This window comes from Streptosporangium sp. NPDC002524 (assembly GCF_040295985.1).
Classification (GTDB): domain Bacteria; phylum Actinomycetota; class Actinomycetes; order Streptosporangiales; family Streptosporangiaceae; genus Streptosporangium.
This window is the reverse complement of the sequence record NZ_JBEOWK010000033.1, coordinates 36,860-55,178: the sequence shown is the minus strand read 5'-3', so window position 1 is coordinate 55,178 and position 18,319 is coordinate 36,860. Positions and strand designations below refer to the sequence as shown.

Annotated in this window: 18 protein-coding genes; 8 read left to right on the top strand and 10 right to left on the bottom strand. The window is 69.4% G+C overall.

Going from position 1 to position 18,319, the window contains the following annotated elements:
• Positions 1-42: 42 nt before the first annotated feature.
• Positions 43-780, top strand: coding sequence for an ATP-binding cassette domain-containing protein (locus ABT053_RS38030; RefSeq protein WP_350975982.1), 738 nt, complete (start codon positions 43-45; stop codon positions 778-780).
• The gene (locus ABT053_RS38025) at positions 777-1,448 is read left to right on the top strand and encodes a hypothetical protein (protein WP_350975981.1); all 672 of its coding nucleotides are present in this window, start codon (positions 777-779) and stop codon (positions 1,446-1,448) included. The genes ABT053_RS38030 and ABT053_RS38025 overlap by 4 nt, the downstream gene beginning before the upstream one ends.
• 135 nt (positions 1,449-1,583) lie before the next feature.
• On the opposite strand, the gene ABT053_RS38020 is transcribed toward ABT053_RS38025, so the two are convergent.
• Together ABT053_RS38020 and ABT053_RS38015 are read right to left on the bottom strand one after the other, a co-directional pair.
• Complete coding sequence (locus ABT053_RS38020; protein ID WP_350975979.1) at positions 1,584-3,095, bottom strand: alpha/beta fold hydrolase; 1,512 nt, start codon at positions 3,093-3,095, stop codon at positions 1,584-1,586.
• 472 nt (positions 3,096-3,567) lie between these two features.
• A complete protein-coding gene (locus ABT053_RS38015) occupies positions 3,568-4,845 on the bottom strand; it encodes an ATP-binding protein (RefSeq protein ID WP_350975977.1) in 1,278 nt (425 codons plus the stop codon).
• A gap of 234 nt (positions 4,846-5,079) precedes the next feature.
• Here ABT053_RS38015 and ABT053_RS38010 point away from each other — a divergent pair, with 234 nt between their 5' ends.
• The 3 genes from ABT053_RS38010 (at position 5,080) to ABT053_RS38000 (ending at position 7,351) form a co-directional block, all read left to right on the top strand.
• Complete coding sequence (locus tag ABT053_RS38010; protein WP_350975975.1) at positions 5,080-5,424, top strand: alpha/beta fold hydrolase; 345 nt, start codon at positions 5,080-5,082, stop codon at positions 5,422-5,424.
• Between the two features lie 397 nt (positions 5,425-5,821).
• Positions 5,822-6,355, top strand: a complete 534-nt coding sequence (locus ABT053_RS38005; protein ID WP_350975973.1) for a hypothetical protein — start codon at positions 5,822-5,824, stop codon at positions 6,353-6,355.
• A gap of 564 nt (positions 6,356-6,919) precedes the next feature.
• Positions 6,920-7,351 (top strand): DUF3592 domain-containing protein, encoded by a 432-nt coding sequence (locus ABT053_RS38000; RefSeq protein WP_350975972.1) that lies wholly within the window; start codon positions 6,920-6,922, stop codon positions 7,349-7,351.
• 72 nt (positions 7,352-7,423) lie between these two features.
• Here ABT053_RS38000 and ABT053_RS37995 read toward each other — a convergent pair whose 3' ends face one another.
• The gene (locus ABT053_RS37995) at positions 7,424-7,819 is read right to left on the bottom strand and encodes a RidA family protein (RefSeq protein WP_350976033.1); all 396 of its coding nucleotides are present in this window, start codon (positions 7,817-7,819) and stop codon (positions 7,424-7,426) included.
• A 135-nt stretch (positions 7,820-7,954) separates the two neighbouring features.
• Between ABT053_RS37995 and ABT053_RS37990 the strand changes: the two genes are divergently transcribed.
• The gene (locus ABT053_RS37990) at positions 7,955-8,929 is read left to right on the top strand and encodes a helix-turn-helix transcriptional regulator (protein WP_350975970.1); all 975 of its coding nucleotides are present in this window, start codon (positions 7,955-7,957) and stop codon (positions 8,927-8,929) included.
• Positions 8,930-8,967: 38 nt separating this feature from the next.
• On the opposite strand, the gene rlmN is transcribed toward ABT053_RS37990, so the two are convergent.
• Entirely contained in the window at positions 8,968-10,092 is a 1,125-nt protein-coding gene (gene rlmN, locus ABT053_RS37985) for a dual-specificity RNA methyltransferase RlmN (RefSeq protein WP_350975969.1), read from the bottom strand.
• A gap of 72 nt (positions 10,093-10,164) precedes the next feature.
• Between rlmN and ABT053_RS37980 the strand changes: the two genes are divergently transcribed.
• Positions 10,165-11,256: a suppressor of fused domain protein gene (locus ABT053_RS37980; RefSeq protein WP_350975967.1), complete on the top strand. Its 1,092-nt coding sequence runs from the start codon at positions 10,165-10,167 to the stop codon at positions 11,254-11,256.
• Positions 11,257-11,299: 43 nt separating this feature from the next.
• Here the strand turns inward: ABT053_RS37980 and ABT053_RS37975 are convergent, their stop codons facing one another.
• The 6 genes from ABT053_RS37975 to ABT053_RS37950 form a co-directional block, all read right to left on the bottom strand.
• A complete protein-coding gene (locus ABT053_RS37975) occupies positions 11,300-12,151 on the bottom strand; it encodes a phosphatidate cytidylyltransferase (protein WP_350975966.1) in 852 nt (283 codons plus the stop codon).
• A gap of 80 nt (positions 12,152-12,231) precedes the next feature.
• Complete coding sequence (gene frr, locus ABT053_RS37970) at positions 12,232-12,789, bottom strand: ribosome recycling factor (RefSeq protein WP_350975965.1); 558 nt, start codon at positions 12,787-12,789, stop codon at positions 12,232-12,234.
• Between the two features lie 369 nt (positions 12,790-13,158).
• Positions 13,159-13,926 (bottom strand): UMP kinase, encoded by a 768-nt coding sequence (pyrH, locus tag ABT053_RS37965; protein WP_386160956.1) that lies wholly within the window; start codon positions 13,924-13,926, stop codon positions 13,159-13,161.
• Between the two features lie 50 nt (positions 13,927-13,976).
• Positions 13,977-14,810 (bottom strand): translation elongation factor Ts, encoded by an 834-nt coding sequence (gene tsf / locus ABT053_RS37960; RefSeq protein WP_350975963.1) that lies wholly within the window; start codon positions 14,808-14,810, stop codon positions 13,977-13,979.
• 110 nt (positions 14,811-14,920) lie between these two features.
• A complete protein-coding gene (gene rpsB, locus ABT053_RS37955; RefSeq protein WP_350975961.1) occupies positions 14,921-15,874 on the bottom strand; it encodes a 30S ribosomal protein S2 in 954 nt (317 codons plus the stop codon).
• Between the two features lie 227 nt (positions 15,875-16,101).
• Positions 16,102-16,722, bottom strand: coding sequence for an ArsR/SmtB family transcription factor (locus ABT053_RS37950; RefSeq protein ID WP_350975960.1), 621 nt, complete (start codon positions 16,720-16,722; stop codon positions 16,102-16,104).
• 118 nt (positions 16,723-16,840) lie between these two features.
• Here ABT053_RS37950 and ABT053_RS37945 point away from each other — a divergent pair, with 118 nt between their 5' ends.
• Entirely contained in the window at positions 16,841-18,133 is a 1,293-nt protein-coding gene (locus ABT053_RS37945; RefSeq protein WP_350975958.1) for an MFS transporter, read from the top strand.
• Positions 18,134-18,319: the final 186 nt, after the last annotated feature.

Here is an 18,319-nt window from a genome sequence, read left to right as displayed (position 1 = left end):
ACGCGGACCGGAAATTGGGTGATCACGGTAGGGTTGCGGCTTATGCGGCTCTCCACGGTGTCCTTCCGATACTCGCGGCGCGGCCCCTGGGTCCTGCGGGACGTCGAGCTCGCGCTCCACCCCGGCTCCGTCGTCGAGGTCACCGGCCGCAACGGCGCGGGAAAGTCGACACTGCTGCGACTGCTCGCGGGCATCGTGCCCCCGTCCCGGGGCTCGATCTCCGACCGGCCCGGAGTCGTCGGCTACGCCCCGGACGTGTTCCCCGTGGACCAGCCGTTCACCGTCACCGGCTACCTGGCCCACATGTCCAGGATCCGGGGCCTCTCCTCCCCCACCTCCGCCGAGGACCTGGCGGAACGGCTGAACGCGACCCACCTGCTGGAGCAGCCGCTCGGCGACCTGTCCAAGGGCAGCGCGCAGAAGGTCGGGCTCATCCAGTCGCTGCTGGCCCCGCCGGACCTGCTCATCCTCGACGAACCCTTCGCCGGGCTCGACGAGCAGACCCGCGTCGAACTCCCCGTGATCATCGAGGAGATCGCCGCACGCGGCGGCACGGTCGTCGTCAGCGACCACCAGAAGCAGCTCCAGCACTTCCCCGGCGCCGAACACTGGCTCGTCGCGGACGGCGGCGTCACCGCCGGCACCCGCGCCCCCTCGGGGGACGCCCACCGTGAGGCGCCCGCGCAGGTGGTCATCGAGGTGGTCGTGGACGCGGACGACGCCGACGAGGTGGAACAGAAGCTCCGCGCCGACGGCTACCTCACCAGGCGGTCATCATGATCCACCTCGTACGCTTCAAGCTCGCCGCCTACGCCCGGTCGCACCGGCTGCTCCAGCCGATGATCGGGCTCTTCGCGATGCTGGTCATCTTCTACTCCACGCTGACCCCGCCGGGCAAGGAGCTGTCCGCGTACGCCGACTCGGCCGGGCTGCTGATCCTCATCTTCGCCTGGGCCGCCAGGGGGCTGCTCGACACCGAGCCTCCGACCCAGCGGCTGATCTCCATGACCGCCACCGGACGGCCCGGCCGCGAGGTCGGGGCCGGGCTGCTCGCCGCGCTGGCCGTCAACCTCGGCATGGCGGCGATCGCGATCGGGCTCCCGCTGATCCACGGCTTCGCGGCCATGCCCACCTCCGCCGACCTGACGCTCGGCATCGCGCTGCACGTGCTCGGCGTGAGCGCGGGAACGGCCCTGGGCGCCCTGACCAGCCGCCCGATCCTGGCCTCCCCCGCCGTCTCGATGCTCGCCCTCTTCGGCGGCTATCTCGCCCTGCTGCTGATCAGCCTCACCCCGGTGGGCCGCCTCTCGGTGCCGATCATGCCCTGGATGCGCGCCGCCAACGACGGCCTGCTGGACACCGTCCTCCTCCCCATCTCCGCCGCCACCCTCTTCTGGACCGCCGCGAGCCTCATCCTGTACGCGCGCGTCCGCCGCCTGAACCCCTGAACGGGTGTCGTCGCACCACCGGACTCGCCGTGGTTCGACGACACCCGCTCACTCACTCGGCGACCGCACGACTCTCACCCGGATGAGCCACCCGGGCGGAGACCCGCCCCCGGAATCGGAAGGCGGGCTCCTGAGTTAGAAGGCAGCTGAGGCCGCCGCCGGGCCGACCGCCCAGTGGTTCGGGCCGGTCGGCCACGTCCGCGACGGCGCCCGCTGCTTGAGCACGCTCTCCTCGGGCGTGCCCACGGCGCAGCGCGTGCCGCGCGGCGGCACCTTCAGCGAGATCAGATACTCGTCGAAGATGTCCGTCTGGCACTTGTCCTTGCCGTAGATGCGGTGTCCCCAGCCCTCGTATGTGAGCAACACCGCCTTGGACCCGAGCTGACGGGCCACGTTGGCGGACCAGATCCACGGGGTGGCCGGATCGTGCAGGGAGTTCCCGAGCAGCAGCGGGGCGTCGCCCGTGTATCGCAGTGCGTGCGGCGCGTTCGTGGTCGGGTAGTTCATGCAGATCGGCAGATCGTCGATCGGGTACGGGTGGTACCCCGTGTCGGGTGCGAGCGTGTTGGAGACCCGCATGAGCGCGGCGTACTCCGCGTAGTTACGCACCTTGAGGTGGTAGTCCTGGCAGAGAACCGCCGTCGGCAGATGCGCGACGTCCCCCTCCACGGGCTGCCGTCCGGGCAGCGGGGGCGCCCACTCCGGCTCCGGCCCGCCGTCCAACCAGTTGATCACCTCGCTCAGGATGTTCCAGGCCGGTCCCTCGGTGCCCAGTGCCGCGTTGTAGACGACCTGCAACTCGGTCATCGTCTGGCCCGTGCTCGGGTACTTCAGCTCACCGCGCCGCGCCTTCTCCCGCAGGCCCTTCCAGATCCCGCGGATGTCACGCCCGTGCAGGACGCAGCCGGTGTCCTGCTCGCACCAGCCGACGAACTGGTCGAACGCGTCCTCGATCGCGATCGCCTCGGTGGCCAGGAAGCCCGCGACGCCGAGGCTGTGGTCCATGTTGCTGTCGAGCCCGAGGGCCCGGACGCGGCCGGGGAACAGCTCGGCGTACATCTGGCCGATCAGCGTGCCGTACGAGATCCCGTAGTAGGTGAGCTTCTCCTCGCCCAGGGCGGCGCGCAGCGCGTCCAGGTCACGGGCGACGTCGGCGGAGTCGACGTGGTCGTACAGCGGGCCGGTACGGGCGCGGCAGTCGGCGTGCAGCTGCTTGGTGAACGCGTTCCAGGCGTCGAAGTCGGCCTGGCTCTTCATGACGGTGTGCGGCATCCGGTTGTACACCGACGCCGAGCAGATCACCGGGTTGCTGCGCCCCACGCCCCGGGGGTCGAATCCGACGATGTCGAATCGTCGCTGCAGCTCCTCGGTGTAGGACCCGGGGGCGCCGTACACGGCCTCCACACCCGACCCGCCCGGACCGCCGGGATTGATCACCAGCGAACCGACCCGCGCGGCCGGATCCGTGGCCTTGCGCCGCGCGACGGCGATGTCGACCTTCGCCCCGCCCGGCTTCGACCAGTCGACGGGCACGCTCAGCGTGCCGCACTCGGCGGCGGGCTCCTCCTCACAAGGCGCCCAGGCGATGGTCCGCGCCCCCACTACCTCGGTGTCCGCGTTGGCCACCGCGACCGGTAAAACCGTCACCGTCGCCAGGAGGACGGCGAACCAAGAGATTCTTCTTCGCACAATGCTCCAGTCTCTAGTCGATCTTCTGTCGTAACGGGCGACGGTAGCCGATCACCACATATTCGAAGTCAGAAAAGGAGAAAATGGCATTATTTCCTTTAAATGGACATCAGATCCGGCGAGGTTCGCGCCCCGTCATCGACGTGGCCGACGACACCCTCCTCCGCCCCACCTCAGAAGGCCGGGCGCGTTCCTGCCTCATCCGCCTGCTCGAACGGCCCGGGAAGTGGTTCCTGTCCGTACGTGCCGCCGGTTCAGTGGTCTTGAAGAGCGGCCGGCGTGCGGGCTACGGGTGTGAGCCGCTCCACCGCGGCGGCCAGCGGCCAGGCCGGCACTCCCGTCATTCCGTTGGTCAGGAAAACTCCGTTGGTCAGGAAAATGGGGCGGTGGCTGTTCCGTCTCTCCCGAAGCCTGAGCGATCGTCGAACAGCTACCCCTGCGGAGCGGCGACCTCCCAGAGGGCGCTCACCGGCATGGCGCGCATGCGGTCGCCGAACGGAAGTGTCTGCGTCCCCGTGTAGAGGACGATTCCCACCGCGAAATCGTCACCGAGGCGGCCCGCCAGGTGCCGCAGCCCCCTGAAGTCGTCCGGTCGCACCGTCGACGACGCCTTCACCTCCACGCCGACCACGCGCCCCCGGCGATTCTCCAGGACGGCGTCGACCTCCACCTTGTCCTTGGTCCGGTAGTGGAACAGCTCCACGCGTTCGTCCGACCAGGTGAGCTGGCGAGCCAGCTCCATGAGGACGAAGCCCTCCAGGAGTGGGCCGAAGGCACCTTCGGGACGCACCAGGCTCCGGGAGTCGGCTCCCAGGAGGGTCGCCGCGATCCCCGAATCGACGAAGGCCATTTTGGGCGTTCCGATCGCACGACTGCCGAGGTTGCGTGACCAGGCGGGGATCCGCTTGATCAGGAAGACCTCTTCCAGCAGGCCGAGGTAGCGATGGACCGTGCTCGCGGAGAGCCCGATCCCGTTGCTCAGGGACCCGGGCACCAGCAACTGACCCGACCGGGCGGCCAGCAGCCGGATCAGTGCCCGCATCTCCGAGATCCGCTCGATCTCCGCCAGCTGGCTCACGTCGCGCGCGATGAGATCCGCGACGTACGAGTCGAGGAACCGCTCCCGTCTGCGGACGTTGGGACGCGAGACCGCCTCGGGGAACCCGCCCCGAACCAGCCGTTCCGCGTACTCGGCGCGGCCGACCCCGGAGGTGTGGTGAAGATTCTCAGGCTCGGCGAAGACGGCGTCCACGAATGCGTCGGCCGTGCCGTCGATCTCGCCCTGCGAGAAGGGCCACAGTTCGATGGTCTCCATGCGGCCGGGCAGCGCGTCGGGAAGCCCCCGGAGCCCGAGCACGCGCGCGGAGCCGGTCAGCAGGTAGCGGCCCGGCCTCGGATCGGTGTCCACCTGTTCCTTGATGGCGAGCAGCAGCTCGGGGGCTCGCTGGATCTCGTCGATGACCATGAGCTCGGGAAAGTCCACGAATCCGGCGGGGTCGGTGAGCGCGGCCTGGCGGGCGGCGGGGGTGTCGAGGTTGCGCCACTCTCCGGCACGCCCCTTGGCGAGGAGCCGGACCAGCGTGCTCTTACCGCACTGGCGTGCCCCCGTCACGAGAGTGACGCGGGTGTCGGCCAGAGCCTCCTCGACGAGCCTTTCGGCACGTCGTGGAACGACCCTGCCGAGAGGAGTCTGTGAGCCGCTGACCATGGGACAAGCATGTCACAGTACGAGGTCTCGTGACAGAATGGCCGCTGGGTCGCTGACAGTTTGGCCGCTACCCAGCTGACGGATTGGCCGCCTCCTCGCCAACAGGATGGCCGTCGACGGTGTGGCGGGATGGTCGCTGCCGTGCGGGTGCCGGTCTACGCCCATCCCCTGGGAGCCGAGGTCATGCCCCAGAATGGATGAAGATCCGGACGGGTCGCCCCGGGCCGGTCGGCGATGCGGCGGGAGCGTGGGACGGCCGGGGAACGCCGCCCAGCCGGGAGGGGGCGGACGGAGTTCCCCCTGCCGGGCACCGGCGCGTCGGCCGCCCGGCTGTACTGGGAGAGCTTCAGGCAGGTCCAGCGACGCTTCGCGGGCGCGACGACCGACGTGGTGACGGTGCCGACGGGATGCTCGATCTTCCCCAAGGAGAACCCGCGTCCCTCCCGCCGGTGGGCCGCCAAGCGCTTCACCGACATCCGGCACTGGAACGAGCTGGACCGGGGCGGCCACTTCGCCGCTTTCGAACAACCCGAGGCGTTCGTGAATGAGGTGCGGACGTTCTTCCGCTCGGTCCGCTGAGTCCCGGCCCAGCACACCTCACCCCCACGATTCCCCTTCCCTCGCCACGGCCAAGCCCATAATCGACGGCCTTTCCCAACTCCTGCGCCGGAATGGCCGAGCGTCACGTTTCCGGCGTTCGGCGGCCCCGGTTCGGGACATGAGAAAACCGTCACTCGCTGTGACGCTCCGTCAAACGCGATGTCCTTTACCACCCAACTTTCCTCGCAGCGAGGATATCTGCGGCATTGTGGATATCATGCGGCATACCTTTTCCTGGCGCTCCAGACTCGCGTCACTCTTTCAGCGACCACGTCGGAAAGCGCCCACAGATCTCCGGCCGGGCACCGCGAGAGCGACGGGATCGCCGCCCGAGGCAGAGCCGATCCCGCCGAAATGGGAGGCCACGCAGCTCATTGTGGCCCAGTACACCTCCTTGCGCGCAGAGATCGTCAGCCTCACGGCGTTGCAATTCCAGATCACCGCTGTGACGACGGTGTCCTTCGGTGCCGTGTTGTCGGCGGGCTTTCAGGTCCGCAACGCGGCCATCATCCTGGTCTACCCGCTGCTGTCGCTGGTCCTGGGGATCATCTGGCTCTTCAAAGCCCATCTGATCACCCGTATCGCGGCCTTTATCCGGACCGAAATCGAAGATCGCGTCGGTCGGGAGAATATGGGCTGGGAGCACTACGTCCAAGCTCACCCCCTGCCGGGCAGGCGGTTGGCCTACTGGGGTTTGCGTGCGATCTTCCCGGTGACCTCGTTGATCGCGATCGGAGTGAGCGTCGCCGTGGCATCCCAGGGATTGGCCATGATTGTTTCTTACGTCCTGGCCGCTATATTCACAATCGTCACCTTCATGGTGTTCTTCTTTTGGCAAGAGCCATCTCCGGAACTTGGAAGAAAAGCTCGTCCGACGAACCTTCGCCGTCAAGATGGACAGGCGGGCTGACATGCGGCTAATACCGCACCGGCCGACGCCGTACTAGGCGCCGTACTAGGCACCGTACTAGGCACTGCGCTGGGCGCCGCGATCGTTTCCGCCAGATGGCTGAGCAACCTCCGCACGCCGGACACCAATGCGTAGCCGCCCCTGCCCTACCGCAATCGGGTGGCCGACACTCGCCGCGCCTGTGCCTCCCGAGTCCGGGCATATCTGGCCTGGCTCACCGAGCGACCCGCCAGTCAAACTTCGAGCCGCTGTTCCGAACCGCCCCCGAGGATGACGGACAGCGACGAACACCCAGCCACCCCCGCCGGCCACCGCGGAAAATCCAGAGCCTTTGTCAGGAGTGGGAACCAGTCATTGTTCCCGGTTCGTTCCAGCATCATGAAGAGGCGTGCACGCTCAAGGAAAAAGCGCCGGAGAAACAATGAATCGGTGCCGGAGGGTCGTCGAGACGACCAGGCCGGGGATTCACCGCCTTCACCTTCCCTGCCGCCTTCACCTTCTATGCCGCCCTCACCTTCCGAGTGGCCTTCGGCGGGGAGACTGCGTCGCCGTGCCGGCTGGGCCTTGCTCGGTGTGGTGGTGTGCGGGCTGCTCACCGCCGACGAGATCCTCGCGAACCACTTCCTGGATCGTGACGGCGTGGTGGTCTCGGCGACGGTCTCGGAGGTTCATTCGAAGCGCCACGCCCCTGACACGGCCAGGGTGACTTTCCGCACGCGTGAGAATCGCGAGGTGACCATTACTTTGGGCAGCGTGGGAGGTGGGGTCGAGGTCGGCGACGAAATAACGGTCGTCTACGACCCCTCTCGCCCGGCCGGTAACGTGGTGCAGGCCGGACGCGAAAGCGATCTTTTCCTGTGGCTCGGCCTCGGTATGCTTTCCTGTGCCGTATACGGCGCGATCAATGTGCGCCGGGCGATCACGCATCCCGACGGCTGGCGCGGTCCCGTCGGGCCACCTGACGAGCGTCCCCAGTGGATCACTCGCACCCCTTGATCCCGGCGGTCGCCGGCCTCCTCCCCTGATCGCGCCGCCTCCGGCAGGGCTGCCGGAGGCGGCGAGGGGGCGTCACGCGACGGCGGTCCCCTCGAGTTCGACCATCAGGTCGGGGATCGCCAGTCGTGTCACCCCGAGCATCGTGGTGGACGGCGCCACCCCGGCGGCGCCCAGCCGCGACGCCAGCACGCCGTAGTGCCCGAAGAGCCGGTCGACGTCGGTGGTGTAGACGTTGAGCCGGACCAGGTTCGCCAGGGACATGCCCGCCTCGGCGAGCACGGCCTCCAGGTTGTCGAGGCTCAGTGCCAGCTGGGCCTCCATGTCACCGGCGTGCCGGGGCTTGCCGTCCTCGTCCATCGCGGTCTGCCCGGAGAGGTACAGGGTCCGGGTGTGCCCGGAGACGATCTCCCCCTGGTTGTAGCCCAGCTCCGCCGACCACGCCCACGGGTTGACCGCCGTTCGCTCCACTGCCATATCAGCTCCATTCGGTTCGTCGACGTCACGTACGCGGCCTGCTCGGCAGCCGCCTTCTCTTTCGTGACGATGATCAGCCTCCCGGCAAATCACGACATCCTGTGTCGTGTATGTCGGTAGAGTTCCCGCATGCGCGCCGACCGGCTGGTCTCGCTGGTACTACTGCTGCGACAGCACGGCCGGCTGCCGGCGGCGACGCTCGCCCGCGAGCTGGAGGTGTCCACCCGCACCGTGCTGCGCGACATCGAGGCGCTGTCGGCGGCCGGCGTCCCGGTCTACGCCGAACGCGGCCGGCACGGCGGCTTCGCGCTGCTGCCCGGTTTCCGGACCGAGCTCACCGGGCTGAACCACGACGAGGCCCTCGCCCTGCTGGTCGCCGGATCGCGACGCGGCGCGCAGGCGTTCGGCCTCGGCTCTGCGCTCGCCTCGGCGATGCTCAAGGTGGTCGACGCGCTGCCCGAGAGCTACCGGCGCACCGCGGCCGGCGCGGCCGAACGGTTGCTCGTCGACCCGGAGACCGACCTCCTCTCGCGCCGGCTGGCCGACGAGGAGGTGCCCGACGCCGTGGTGGCCGAGGTCCTGCGCGCGGTGTTCGCCGGGCACAGGCTGCGCATCCACTACGCCGCCGCCGGCCAGGCCCCGACGTGGCGCACGGTGGACCCGATCGGCCTGGTCACCGTACGCGAGCGGGGTTACCTGCTGGCCACGAGGTCCGGCGCGGACCGCACTTATCGGCTGTCCCGGATCCTGGCCGCCGAGGAGCTCACCGAACCCGCGCAGCGACCGGACCGGGTCGACCTGGACCGGGCCTGGCAGGAACGCAGCACACGGTTCCGGACCGGCGGCGACCAGGTCACCGTGCTGGTACGCGTGGACCCGGCCGGGCGGGAGGCCCTGGTGGGCACCGCGCTCGCCGTCCACGCCGAAGAGACCGACCCGGACGGCCGGCTGCGGATGGAGGTGACCTTCCAGGACCCGAGACACGCCGAATGGGCGCTGTGGCAGTTCACCACGAACGCGGAGGCCCTGAGCCCGCAGTGGTTGCGCGACTCCCTGCGCGACCGCGCCGCCGCGGTCGCCACCCGCTACGGGATGTCGTCCTGAGAGCCGCCTTCCGCGGGCGGGACGGCCGCCCGCGGAGACTACTCGGCGGCGGCGAGCTGGCCGCAGGCGCCGTCGATCTCGCGGCCCCGGGTGTCGCGGACCGTCACCGGCACGCCGTGGTACTCCAGGCGCCGGACGAAGGCCCGCTCGTCCTCCGGGCGGGAGGCGGTCCACTTCGAGCCCGGGGTCGGGTTGAGCGGGATCAGGTTGACGTGCACGAGCTTGTTCTTGATCAGCTTGCCGAGCAGGTCGGCGCGCCACTCCTGGTCGTTGATGTCCTTGATGAGCGCGTACTCGATGGAGACCCGGCGCTTGGTCCTGGCCGCGTAGTCCCAGGCCGCGTCGAGGACCTCGGCGACCTTCCAGCGGGTGTTGATCGGCACCAGCGTGTCGCGGAGCTCGTCGTCGGGCGCGTGCAGCGAGAGGGCGAGCGTCACCGGCAGGCCCTCGCCCGCGAGCTTGCCGATCGCGGGGACCAGGCCGACCGTGGAGACGGTGACGCCCCGGGCGGAGATGCCCAGGCCGTCGGGGGCGGGCTCGACCATCCGGCGGACGGCGCCGATCACGGCCTTGTAGTTGGCCAGCGGCTCGCCCATGCCCATGAAGACCACGTTGCTGACCCGGCCGGGACCGCCCGGGACGTCACCGGCCGCGAGCGCGCGGGCCCCGGCGACGACCTGCTCGACGATCTCGGCGGTGGTCATGTTGCGGGTCAGGCCCGCCTGGCCGGTGGCGCAGAACGGGCAGTTCATACCGCATCCGGCCTGCGACGACACGCACATGGTCGTACGGTCGCTGTAGCGCATGAGGACCGACTCGACCAGCGCGCCGTCGAAGAGGCGCCACAGCGTCTTGCGGGTGGTGCCCGCGTCGGTGGTCATCTCCCTGACCGAGGTCAGCAGGGCGGGGAAGAGCGCGGTGGCGAACTTCTCCCTGGCCGCGGCCGGAAGGTCGGTCATCAGCTCGGGATCGCCGTTGAACTTCTCGAAGTAGTGCCGGGAGAGCTGGTCGGCGCGGAACGGCTTCTCGCCCAGCTCGGCGACGACCGCCCGGCGCTCGGCCATGGTCAGGTCGGCCAGGTGCCGGGCGGGCTTGGCCCGGCGCGGCGCCACGAAGGTGAGCTGGCCGGGTACGGGGGTCCCGGACGGGCTGACGGTCGACAAGTCCAACGCCTTCTCTCAACGGTTACGCGAATGCTCGAAGCGGTGCCCGACAGTGATCTAGAGTCCGGAGGTATGGCGACAAACCGCCCCACGGGCCCCGCGAGAGAGCGGGGAGACGGCGTCGAGGTCGTGCTCACCGACGTCAATCCCTACGGAAGCCGCACCCTGGTGGTCGAACGCGACGAGACCTCCTCGGTAGCTTACCTGTGCGGGCCGGGCGGAACGGTGCACGGAGCCGTCTGGCTCGCCAACCACCGGCCGGCCCCGGACGGGATCGACCCCGGTCGCCTGAACTCCGCGCTGCCGCCGATGGCCCCGAGGGCGAACACCCGCCACCCCGGCGGCAGGGGGCCCCTGGGCACGCTGAGATCGCTGTGGTTCGAGGAGGGCGACGGCGTCGCCCTGTACGAGAACGACGAGCTGCTCGCGGTCATTCCGGGATGGGCCGACATGAGCCGGGGGATGCCCGGCTACTCCCGCGACGCGCTGGGCGAGTCCCCGTTCGCCTGGTCGCTGGAGGAGGCCCACGACGGCCTCGCCTCCCGGATCGCCAAGGCCCGCGCCTACTGGGAGTGGCGCGCAGGAGACGGCTCCTGGGCCTCGTTCCAGCAGTTCGTGATGGGCCACCTGGACCGCGCGGTCGGCACCGCGGGCCGGTTCTGGGACGCCGGAGGCGGGCGGATGCCCGCGGTGGGCATCACCGAACGCCCTCCGGAGCGGGACAGGGAGCACACGATCCTGTCCACGGTCGGGATGAGCTGCCAGCGGATGCCCACCGTCGAGCAGTACATCGACCGGCCGGACGCGTACGCCCGGGTGGAGCTCGCCGTCGCCTCCCCAGGCGACGCCCGCGACGCGGCCCGGCTGTTCCTGTGGCTGGGGCAGTACCCCTGGCACTCGGTCACCTGGCTGGGCCACGGCCACACCGCCAAGTGGTACCACCGGCCCGAGACCTTCCCGCTCGGCTCCGCCTACGGCGGCGTCATGATGCTGACCGGGCTGCCGGGGCTGCCCGACCTGTCGGGCTTCTCCTTCGGCGGCGACTCCGTGCAGTGGCTCTGGCTCGTCCCGATCACCCCGGAGGAGCTGAGCCTGGTCTCGGCCGAGGGTTACCGGGCGGTGCTCCCGAGCCTGTCCGCGACCCGGCTCACCCGGGCGGGCTGACCCGCCCGTACCCGGGCAGGCCCGGACCGGCTGTCAGATCAGCTCAGATCAGCAGGGTGAGCAGCACCCAGACCGGGATCAGCGCGGCCACCATGGAGTCGAGGCGGTCCATCATGCCGCCGTGGCCGGGAAGCACGCTGCCCATGTCCTTGACGCCGAGATCGCGTTTGATCACCGACTCGACCAGGTCGCCGAGCGTGGCGAAGACCACCACGACCGCGCCGATGAGGACGCCCTTCCAGATGTCGTTCTCCAGCAGCCACGCCACCAGCCAGCCGCCCACCGCCATGCAGGCCAGCGCCGACCCCGCGAAGCCCTCCCAGGTCTTCTTCGGGCTGATCACCGGGGCCATCTTGTGCCTGCCGAGGGAGATCCCGGCGAAATATCCGCCGATGTCGCTCGCGGCGGTGGTGGCGATGAAGACGACCACCCGGTCCGGGCCCTGGTCGGGGTCGGCGAGCAGCAGCGCCACGAACCCGGCGAGCAGGGAGGGGTAGACGACGACCAGGATGGTCGCGGTGATGTCGCGGACGTAGTTCTCGGTGCCCTGGAACATCCGCCAGATCATCAGCACGAGCACGGTCATCGCGAAGACGCCGACCAGCCAGGCGGTCCCGCCCCAGGCGGAGCCGGTCACCTCACCGCCCCAGTAGGCGCCGACCAGCATGGCGGTCATGCCCGCCAGGGCCGGGACCAGGGGAACGGTGATGCCTCTGGCCTCGAACGACCTGACCAGCTCCGTCACGCCGATGCCCACCGCCGCGATCAGCACGGCGAGGAAGAGCACCTTCACGAAATAGAGGGAGGCGATGATGACCGCCGCCAGGGCGAGCCCCACCGCCACAGCGACGGGGAGGTTCCGGCCGGTACGGCTACTGCCCGCCACGGGTTCCACAGGGGGTCCTACTTTCATACCTGCACAAAATCCTTGTCCCGTACGGACGACGACGGCCCGTACGGGACAAGGACCGTGGTTCAGATCTCGAGCAGCTCGGATTCCTTGTGCTTGAGCAGCTCGTCAATCTTGGCGACGTGCTTCTGGGTGAGGTCGTCGAGCTCCTTCTCCGCCCGGCGCACCTCGTCCTCACCGGCCTCGCCATCCTTGATCAGCTTGTCCAAGGTCTCCTTGGCGTTGCGGCGGATGTTGCGGATGGAGACCTTCGACTGCTCCGCCTTGTTCCGGGCGACCTTGATGTACTCCTTGCGGCGCTCCTCCGACAGCTCGGGGAAGGCCACGCGGATCACCGCTCCGTCGTTACCGGGGTTCACACCGAGGTCCGAGTTGCGGATCGCCTTCTCGATCGCGGCCATCGAGCCCTTGTCGAAGGGCTGGATGACGACCATGCGCGCCTCGGACACGTGGAACGAGGCGAGTTGCTGAATGGGGGTGGGTGTCCCGTAGTACTCAGCGCTGATCTTGTTGAACATCGACGGGGTGACGCGACCTGTGCGGATGCCCGCGAAGTCGTCCTTCGCCACCGACACGGCCTTGTCCATCTTTTCCTCGGCTTCGAGGAGGGTTTCGTCGATCACAGCGGCTCCCTGTCTTCTCGGTCACTCCCCATCCTCACGTACTTCGCGGGACGCCATCGCGCCGGAGATCCACCCCGGACCGCCACGGTCGCGTACCGCTCGGCTCGCTACGTCAGGTTCGCATCCTGTCCTCTGGTCGCTCACCGCTCCTCACTCGCTTCGCGGGACGCTCCTATCTCGCGTACCACTCCGCTCGCTGCGTCGGGCTCGCTCCCTGTCTTCTCGGTCACGCGCCCCTCACTCGCTTCGCGGGACGCTCCTACCTCGCGTACCACTCCGCTCGCCACGTCGGGCTCGCTCCCTGCCGTACCGGTCCTGTCGCCGGGCCGGCCCTGCCGCGGTGCCGGCTCGGTCACCGGACCGGCACCGTCACCGGGCCGGGCTCACCAGCGTGCCGATCTTCTCACCGCGTACCGCCCGCAGGATGTTGCCCTCGCCCATGAGGTCGAAGACCACGATGGGCAGGCTGTTGTCCATACACAGGCTGATGGCGGTGGCGTCCATGACTCCGAGGCCCCGGGTCAGCACCTCACCATATTCGAGATGGTCGAACCGGACGGCGTCGGGGTTCTTGCGGGGGTCGGCGTCGTAGACGCCGTCCACCTGGGTGCCCTTGAGCAGCGCCTCGGCACCGATCTCCAGCGCTCGCTGCGCGGCGCAGGTGTCGGTGGAGAAGAACGGCGAGCCGAGCCCCGCCCCGAAGATGACCACGCGGCCCTTCTCCAGGTGGCGGATGGCCCGGCGGGGCAGGAACGGCTCGGCGACCTGCTGCATGGTGATCGCCGTCTGGACGCGGGTGTCGATGCCCCGCTTCTCCAGGAAGTCCTGGAGGGCGAGGCAGTTGATGACCGTGCCGAGCATGCCCATGTAGTCGGCCCTCGCCCGGTCCATGCCGCGCTCGGACAGGGCGGCGCCCCGGAACATGTTGCCGCCGCCCACGACCACCGAGACCTGCACGCCACCGCGTACGGCCTCGGCGATCGAGTCGGCGAGGTGGCCCACGACGCCCGGGTCGATGCCCAGCGGCTCCCCGCCGGCGAACGCCTCCCCGGACAGCTTCAACATCACCCGCTTCCAGCGGAGCGGGTCCGAGTACGAAGAAACCGCCGGCGTAGCGGGTCCTGGATTCTCCTGCACGGCGGCGGCCTCCTCGTTTGGTGCTCTGCTTGAAGAGCGGATGTCAGGGATTAGGCCTGGCCGACCTTGAAGCGGACGAAGGCCTGGACCTTGACACCATTCTCGTCCGCGAACTTCGCGACCGACTTCTTGTTGTCCTTGACGAAGGACTGCTCAAGGAGGGTGAAGTCCTTGTACCAGCCGTTGATCCGGCCATCGACGATCTTGCCGATGGCGGCCTCGGGCTTGCCCTCCTCGCGGGTCATCTCCTCGAAGAGCGCGCGCTCCTTCTCGACGACGTCGGCCGGGACCTCGGCGGGGCTGAGGTACTTGGGGGCCATCGCGGCGGCGTGCTGCGCGATGTCCTTGGCGACGTCGGCCTTCGGGGAGTCGAGCTGCACGAGCACGCCGACCGCCGGGGGGAGCTGGGGGTCGGTCTTGTGCATGTAGGCGCCGATGAAGCCGCCCTCGAGCACCGCGAACCTGCGGATCTCGATCTTCTCACCGAGCGCGGCGTTGGCCTCGTCGAGGTGCGTCTTGACGGTCTTGCCGGCGAGCTCGGAGTCGAGCAGCGAGGGCACGTCGGACGGCTTGGTGGCCAGGATGTGGTCGACCACCTGGGCCGCGAGCTCCTGGAAACGCTCGCCCTTGGCGACGAAGTCGGTCTCGCAGTTGAGCTCCAGCAGCGCGGCGGCGGAGTCGCCCTCCTGCTTCAGGGCGACCAGGCCGTTGGAGGCGGTACGGGCCTCACGCTTGCCGACGTCCTTGGCGCCCTTGAGGCGGAGGATCTCGACCGCGCGGTCGAAGTCGCCCTCGGAGGACTCGAGCGCCTTCTTGCAGTCCATCATGCCGGCGGCGGTCAGCTCACGAAGCCGCTTGACGTCGGCCATGTTCACGGAAGCCATTGTCTTTTCCTCGTGGGAATCGTCGTGGATCGGGTGGGTGCCCCCGTCTGAGCGGCACCCACCCGGAAGGGTCTTGCGGGTCGTACGGCAGGGGGCCGTACGAAGGTGACCTAGGCCTGCTTCTCGGTCTTCTCGGCGGACTCGTCCTCGGCGGCGGGAGCGTCCGTCGCCTCGGCCGGAGCCTCGGCGGTCTCGGTCTCCGTGACCTCGGCCTCGGCCTCGGCGGGGGCCTCGGTGGCCTCGGCCTCGGTCGCCTCGGCGGCCGGGGCGCTGTCGGCGCTGCCCGCGAGCAGCTCCTGCTCCCACTCGGCCAGCGGCTCGGCGCCACCGGCGACGGCCGGCTTGTCGTCCCCGCCGCGGTTGGCGCCGGCGCGGGCCATGAGACCGGCGGCGACGGCGTCGGCGACGACGCGGGTCAGCAGGCCGACGGCGCGGATGGCGTCGTCGTTACCCGGGATCGGGTAGTCGACCTCGTCGGGGTCGCAGTTGGTGTCGAGGATGGCGACCACCGGGATGTGAAGCTTGCGGGCCTCGCTGATCCCGATGTGCTCCTTCTTGGTGTCGACGACCCACACGGCGCTGGGGATCCGGGACATGTCACGGATGCCGCCGAGGGTGCGCTCGAGCTTCTCCTTCTCGCGGCGGCGCATGAGGAGCTCCTTCTTCGTGAGCCCCGAGGCGGCCACGTTGTCGAAGTCGAGCTCCTCCAGCTCCTTCAGGCGCTGGAGCCTCTTGTGCACGGTGGAGAAGTTGGTGAGCATGCCACCCAGCCAGCGCTGGTTGACGTACGGCATGCCGACGCGGGCGGCCTGCTCGGCGATGGCCTCCTGGGCCTGCTTCTTCGTGCCGATGAACATGATCGTGCCGCCGTGCGCGACGGTCTCCTTGACGAAGTCGTAGGCCCTGTCGATGAAGGCCAGCGACTTCTGGAGGTCGATGATGTAGATGCCGTTGCGCTCGGTGAAGATGAAGCGCTTCATCTTCGGGTTCCAGCGACGGGTCTGGTGGCCGAAGTGCACGCCGCTTTCCAGCAGCTGTCGCATGGTGACGACGGGGGTGGACATTGATCGTCCTCCAGATCGGGGCGCCCGTCTCAGGGCGCTGTTCTCGGTTGGACGCGACAGCCTGCGGCTGTCGCCCTGATGCCCCGAACAGGATCCAGCCGGGCTCTCGCCCGGACCGAGGGACCCCGGTTCTCGACGGGGCATGCGAAGTCGGCCCATGACTCACAGGCCTCCAAAAGTGTACCCGCAACCGCGCCTCTTCCCGACCTTCGGGCGTCAGGGGGCCCTTACACGTCGCGTGGAAGGCCGTGCGGGCGGCGCCGGGTTCGGGGGAAGAGACTGACCTGCGCCTCGGAGACCCGGGCTCCGGGCGGGGCGTCCTCCCGGTCCCTCACGGTGGTCTTGTAGGGGGCGAGCAGCTCGTCGATCCGCTCGTTCAGCGCCCTCAGCTCCTCGGCGTCGACCAGCAGGATGGCGCGGTTGAACATCGTGGCCTCGCGCCACTCGCGCGACTCCCGATCGAGGTTCTCCAGTGCCCTGTTCGCCTCGTCCGCCGCCTGGTCCCGGAACGCCTTGATCAGGAACTCCTTGGCGCCGCGCACGTCCGGGCCGTCGTCGGGATCGGGGCTGACGCTGAACCCCCCGGCGCTGGAGCGCCACAGACGCTCCCTGCCGTCGCCCCGGCCGTCGCCGCGGGCGGGCGCGTCCTCGACGAAGCCGTACTTGGCGAGCATGCGCAGGTGGTAGCTGGCCGCGCTGGGCGTGACCCCGACGACCTCGGCGACCTCGGTCGCGGTGCAGGGCCCCTCGGCCTGGAGCCGGTTCAGGATCGTGAGCCGCGCGGGGTGCGCGAGCGCGCGCATCGCCGTGGGATCGGTGAGGGACTTGCGCCTCGGTACCTCGGTCATGTGCAGACCGTACCCACTCCATATATGAAGCATTGCCTTCATAACTGTGAAGGGTTATCTTCATAATTATGAAGCGTTCCCTTCAGAATCGCCGGACGCCGGAAAGGGACGGATCCCCATGACCGCCGCGACTCCCGGGTCCCCCGCGATCAAGCCGGTGCCCCTCAGGAGGCAGCGCGACTACCGGTTCCTGCTCTCCGCCCGCGCCGTCACCGAGACCGGCACCGAGGTCTCCCGGCTCGCGGTGCCGCTCACCGCCGCCGTCCTGCTCGGCGCCTCCCCGGTCCAGATGGGCGTGCTCACCGCCGCGACCTCGCTGCCCTACCTGCTGATCGGGCTCCAGGCGGGGGCCCTCGCCGACCGGCTGAGGCGGCACCGGCCGGTGATGGTCGCCTGCGACACGGTCTCGGCCCTCGCCATGGCCACGATCCCGGCGGCCTGGATCACCGGGCTGCTCAGCGTGCCGTGGCTGGTCGCGGTGGCGTTCGTCGTCGGCACCTGCTCGGTGATCTTCCGGGCGGTCAACTTCCCGCACCTGGCCACGGTGATCCACGAGAGCCAGCGGACCGAGGCGCTCGCGGGCTTCCAGTCGGCCTTCGCCGTGGCGACCGTCGCGGGACCCGGCCTGGCCGGGCTGCTCGTCCAGCTGATCACGGCCCCGTTCGCGATCCTGGTCGACGCGCTGTCGTTCCTGGCCTCGGCGTTCCTGATCAGGTCGATCAAGGCGCCGGAGAACCACACGCCCGCCGCTCCGCGCGGCATGTGGACCGAGATCCGCGAGGGTCTGGGCACGGTGGCCGGGCACCCGGTGCTCCGCGCGCTCTGCGCCGCCGGGGTCACGATCAACTTCTTCGGCAGCGTCTACATGGCGCTGTTCGTGCTCTACTCGCTCACCGTGGTCGGCCTGCCCGCGGGGCTGGTCGGCGCCATCACCGCCTTCTTCGGCGTCGGCGGCCTGCTCGGCGCGGCCGTCGTCCCGCGCCTGACCCGGCGGTTCGGCGAGAACCGGGTGCTGGCCTGCTCCGTGCTGCTCTTCCCCGTCGACTTCGTGGTCGCCGCGCTCGCCTCGGGACCGGTGTGGCGCAGCTTCCTCCTCCTGGCCGCGAGCGCGGTGACCTCCGGCGTGGCCGTCGTGGCCTTCTCCGTCTGCATGGGCGCGATCACCCTGCGAGAGACCCCCGCCGAGCTGCGCGGCCGGGTCAACGCCACCCAGTCGTTCATGATCCAGGGTGTCCTCACCCTCGGCGGTCTCGCGGGCGGCCTGGCGGGCGAGCTGCTCGGGCTGCGCCCGGTGTTCTGGATCTCCGCGGCCGGAGCCCTGACCACGATCGCGTGGATCTGGCTCTCCCCCCTGCGCCACTCCTCTCTCCCCGCCCCCGAGACCCCTGACGCCCCCGCCCACACCGAATGACCCCGGCGGGCCACTCGCTCCCGCCCGCACGGGTACGCCCTTCGTCACCAGCAAGCCCTCGTCACAGGTACGCCCTTCGTCACCAGCAGACCCTCGTCACAGGTACGCCCTTCGTCACCAGCAGACCCTCGTCACAGGTACGCCCTTCGTCACCAGCAGACCCTCGTCACAGGTACGCCCTTCGTC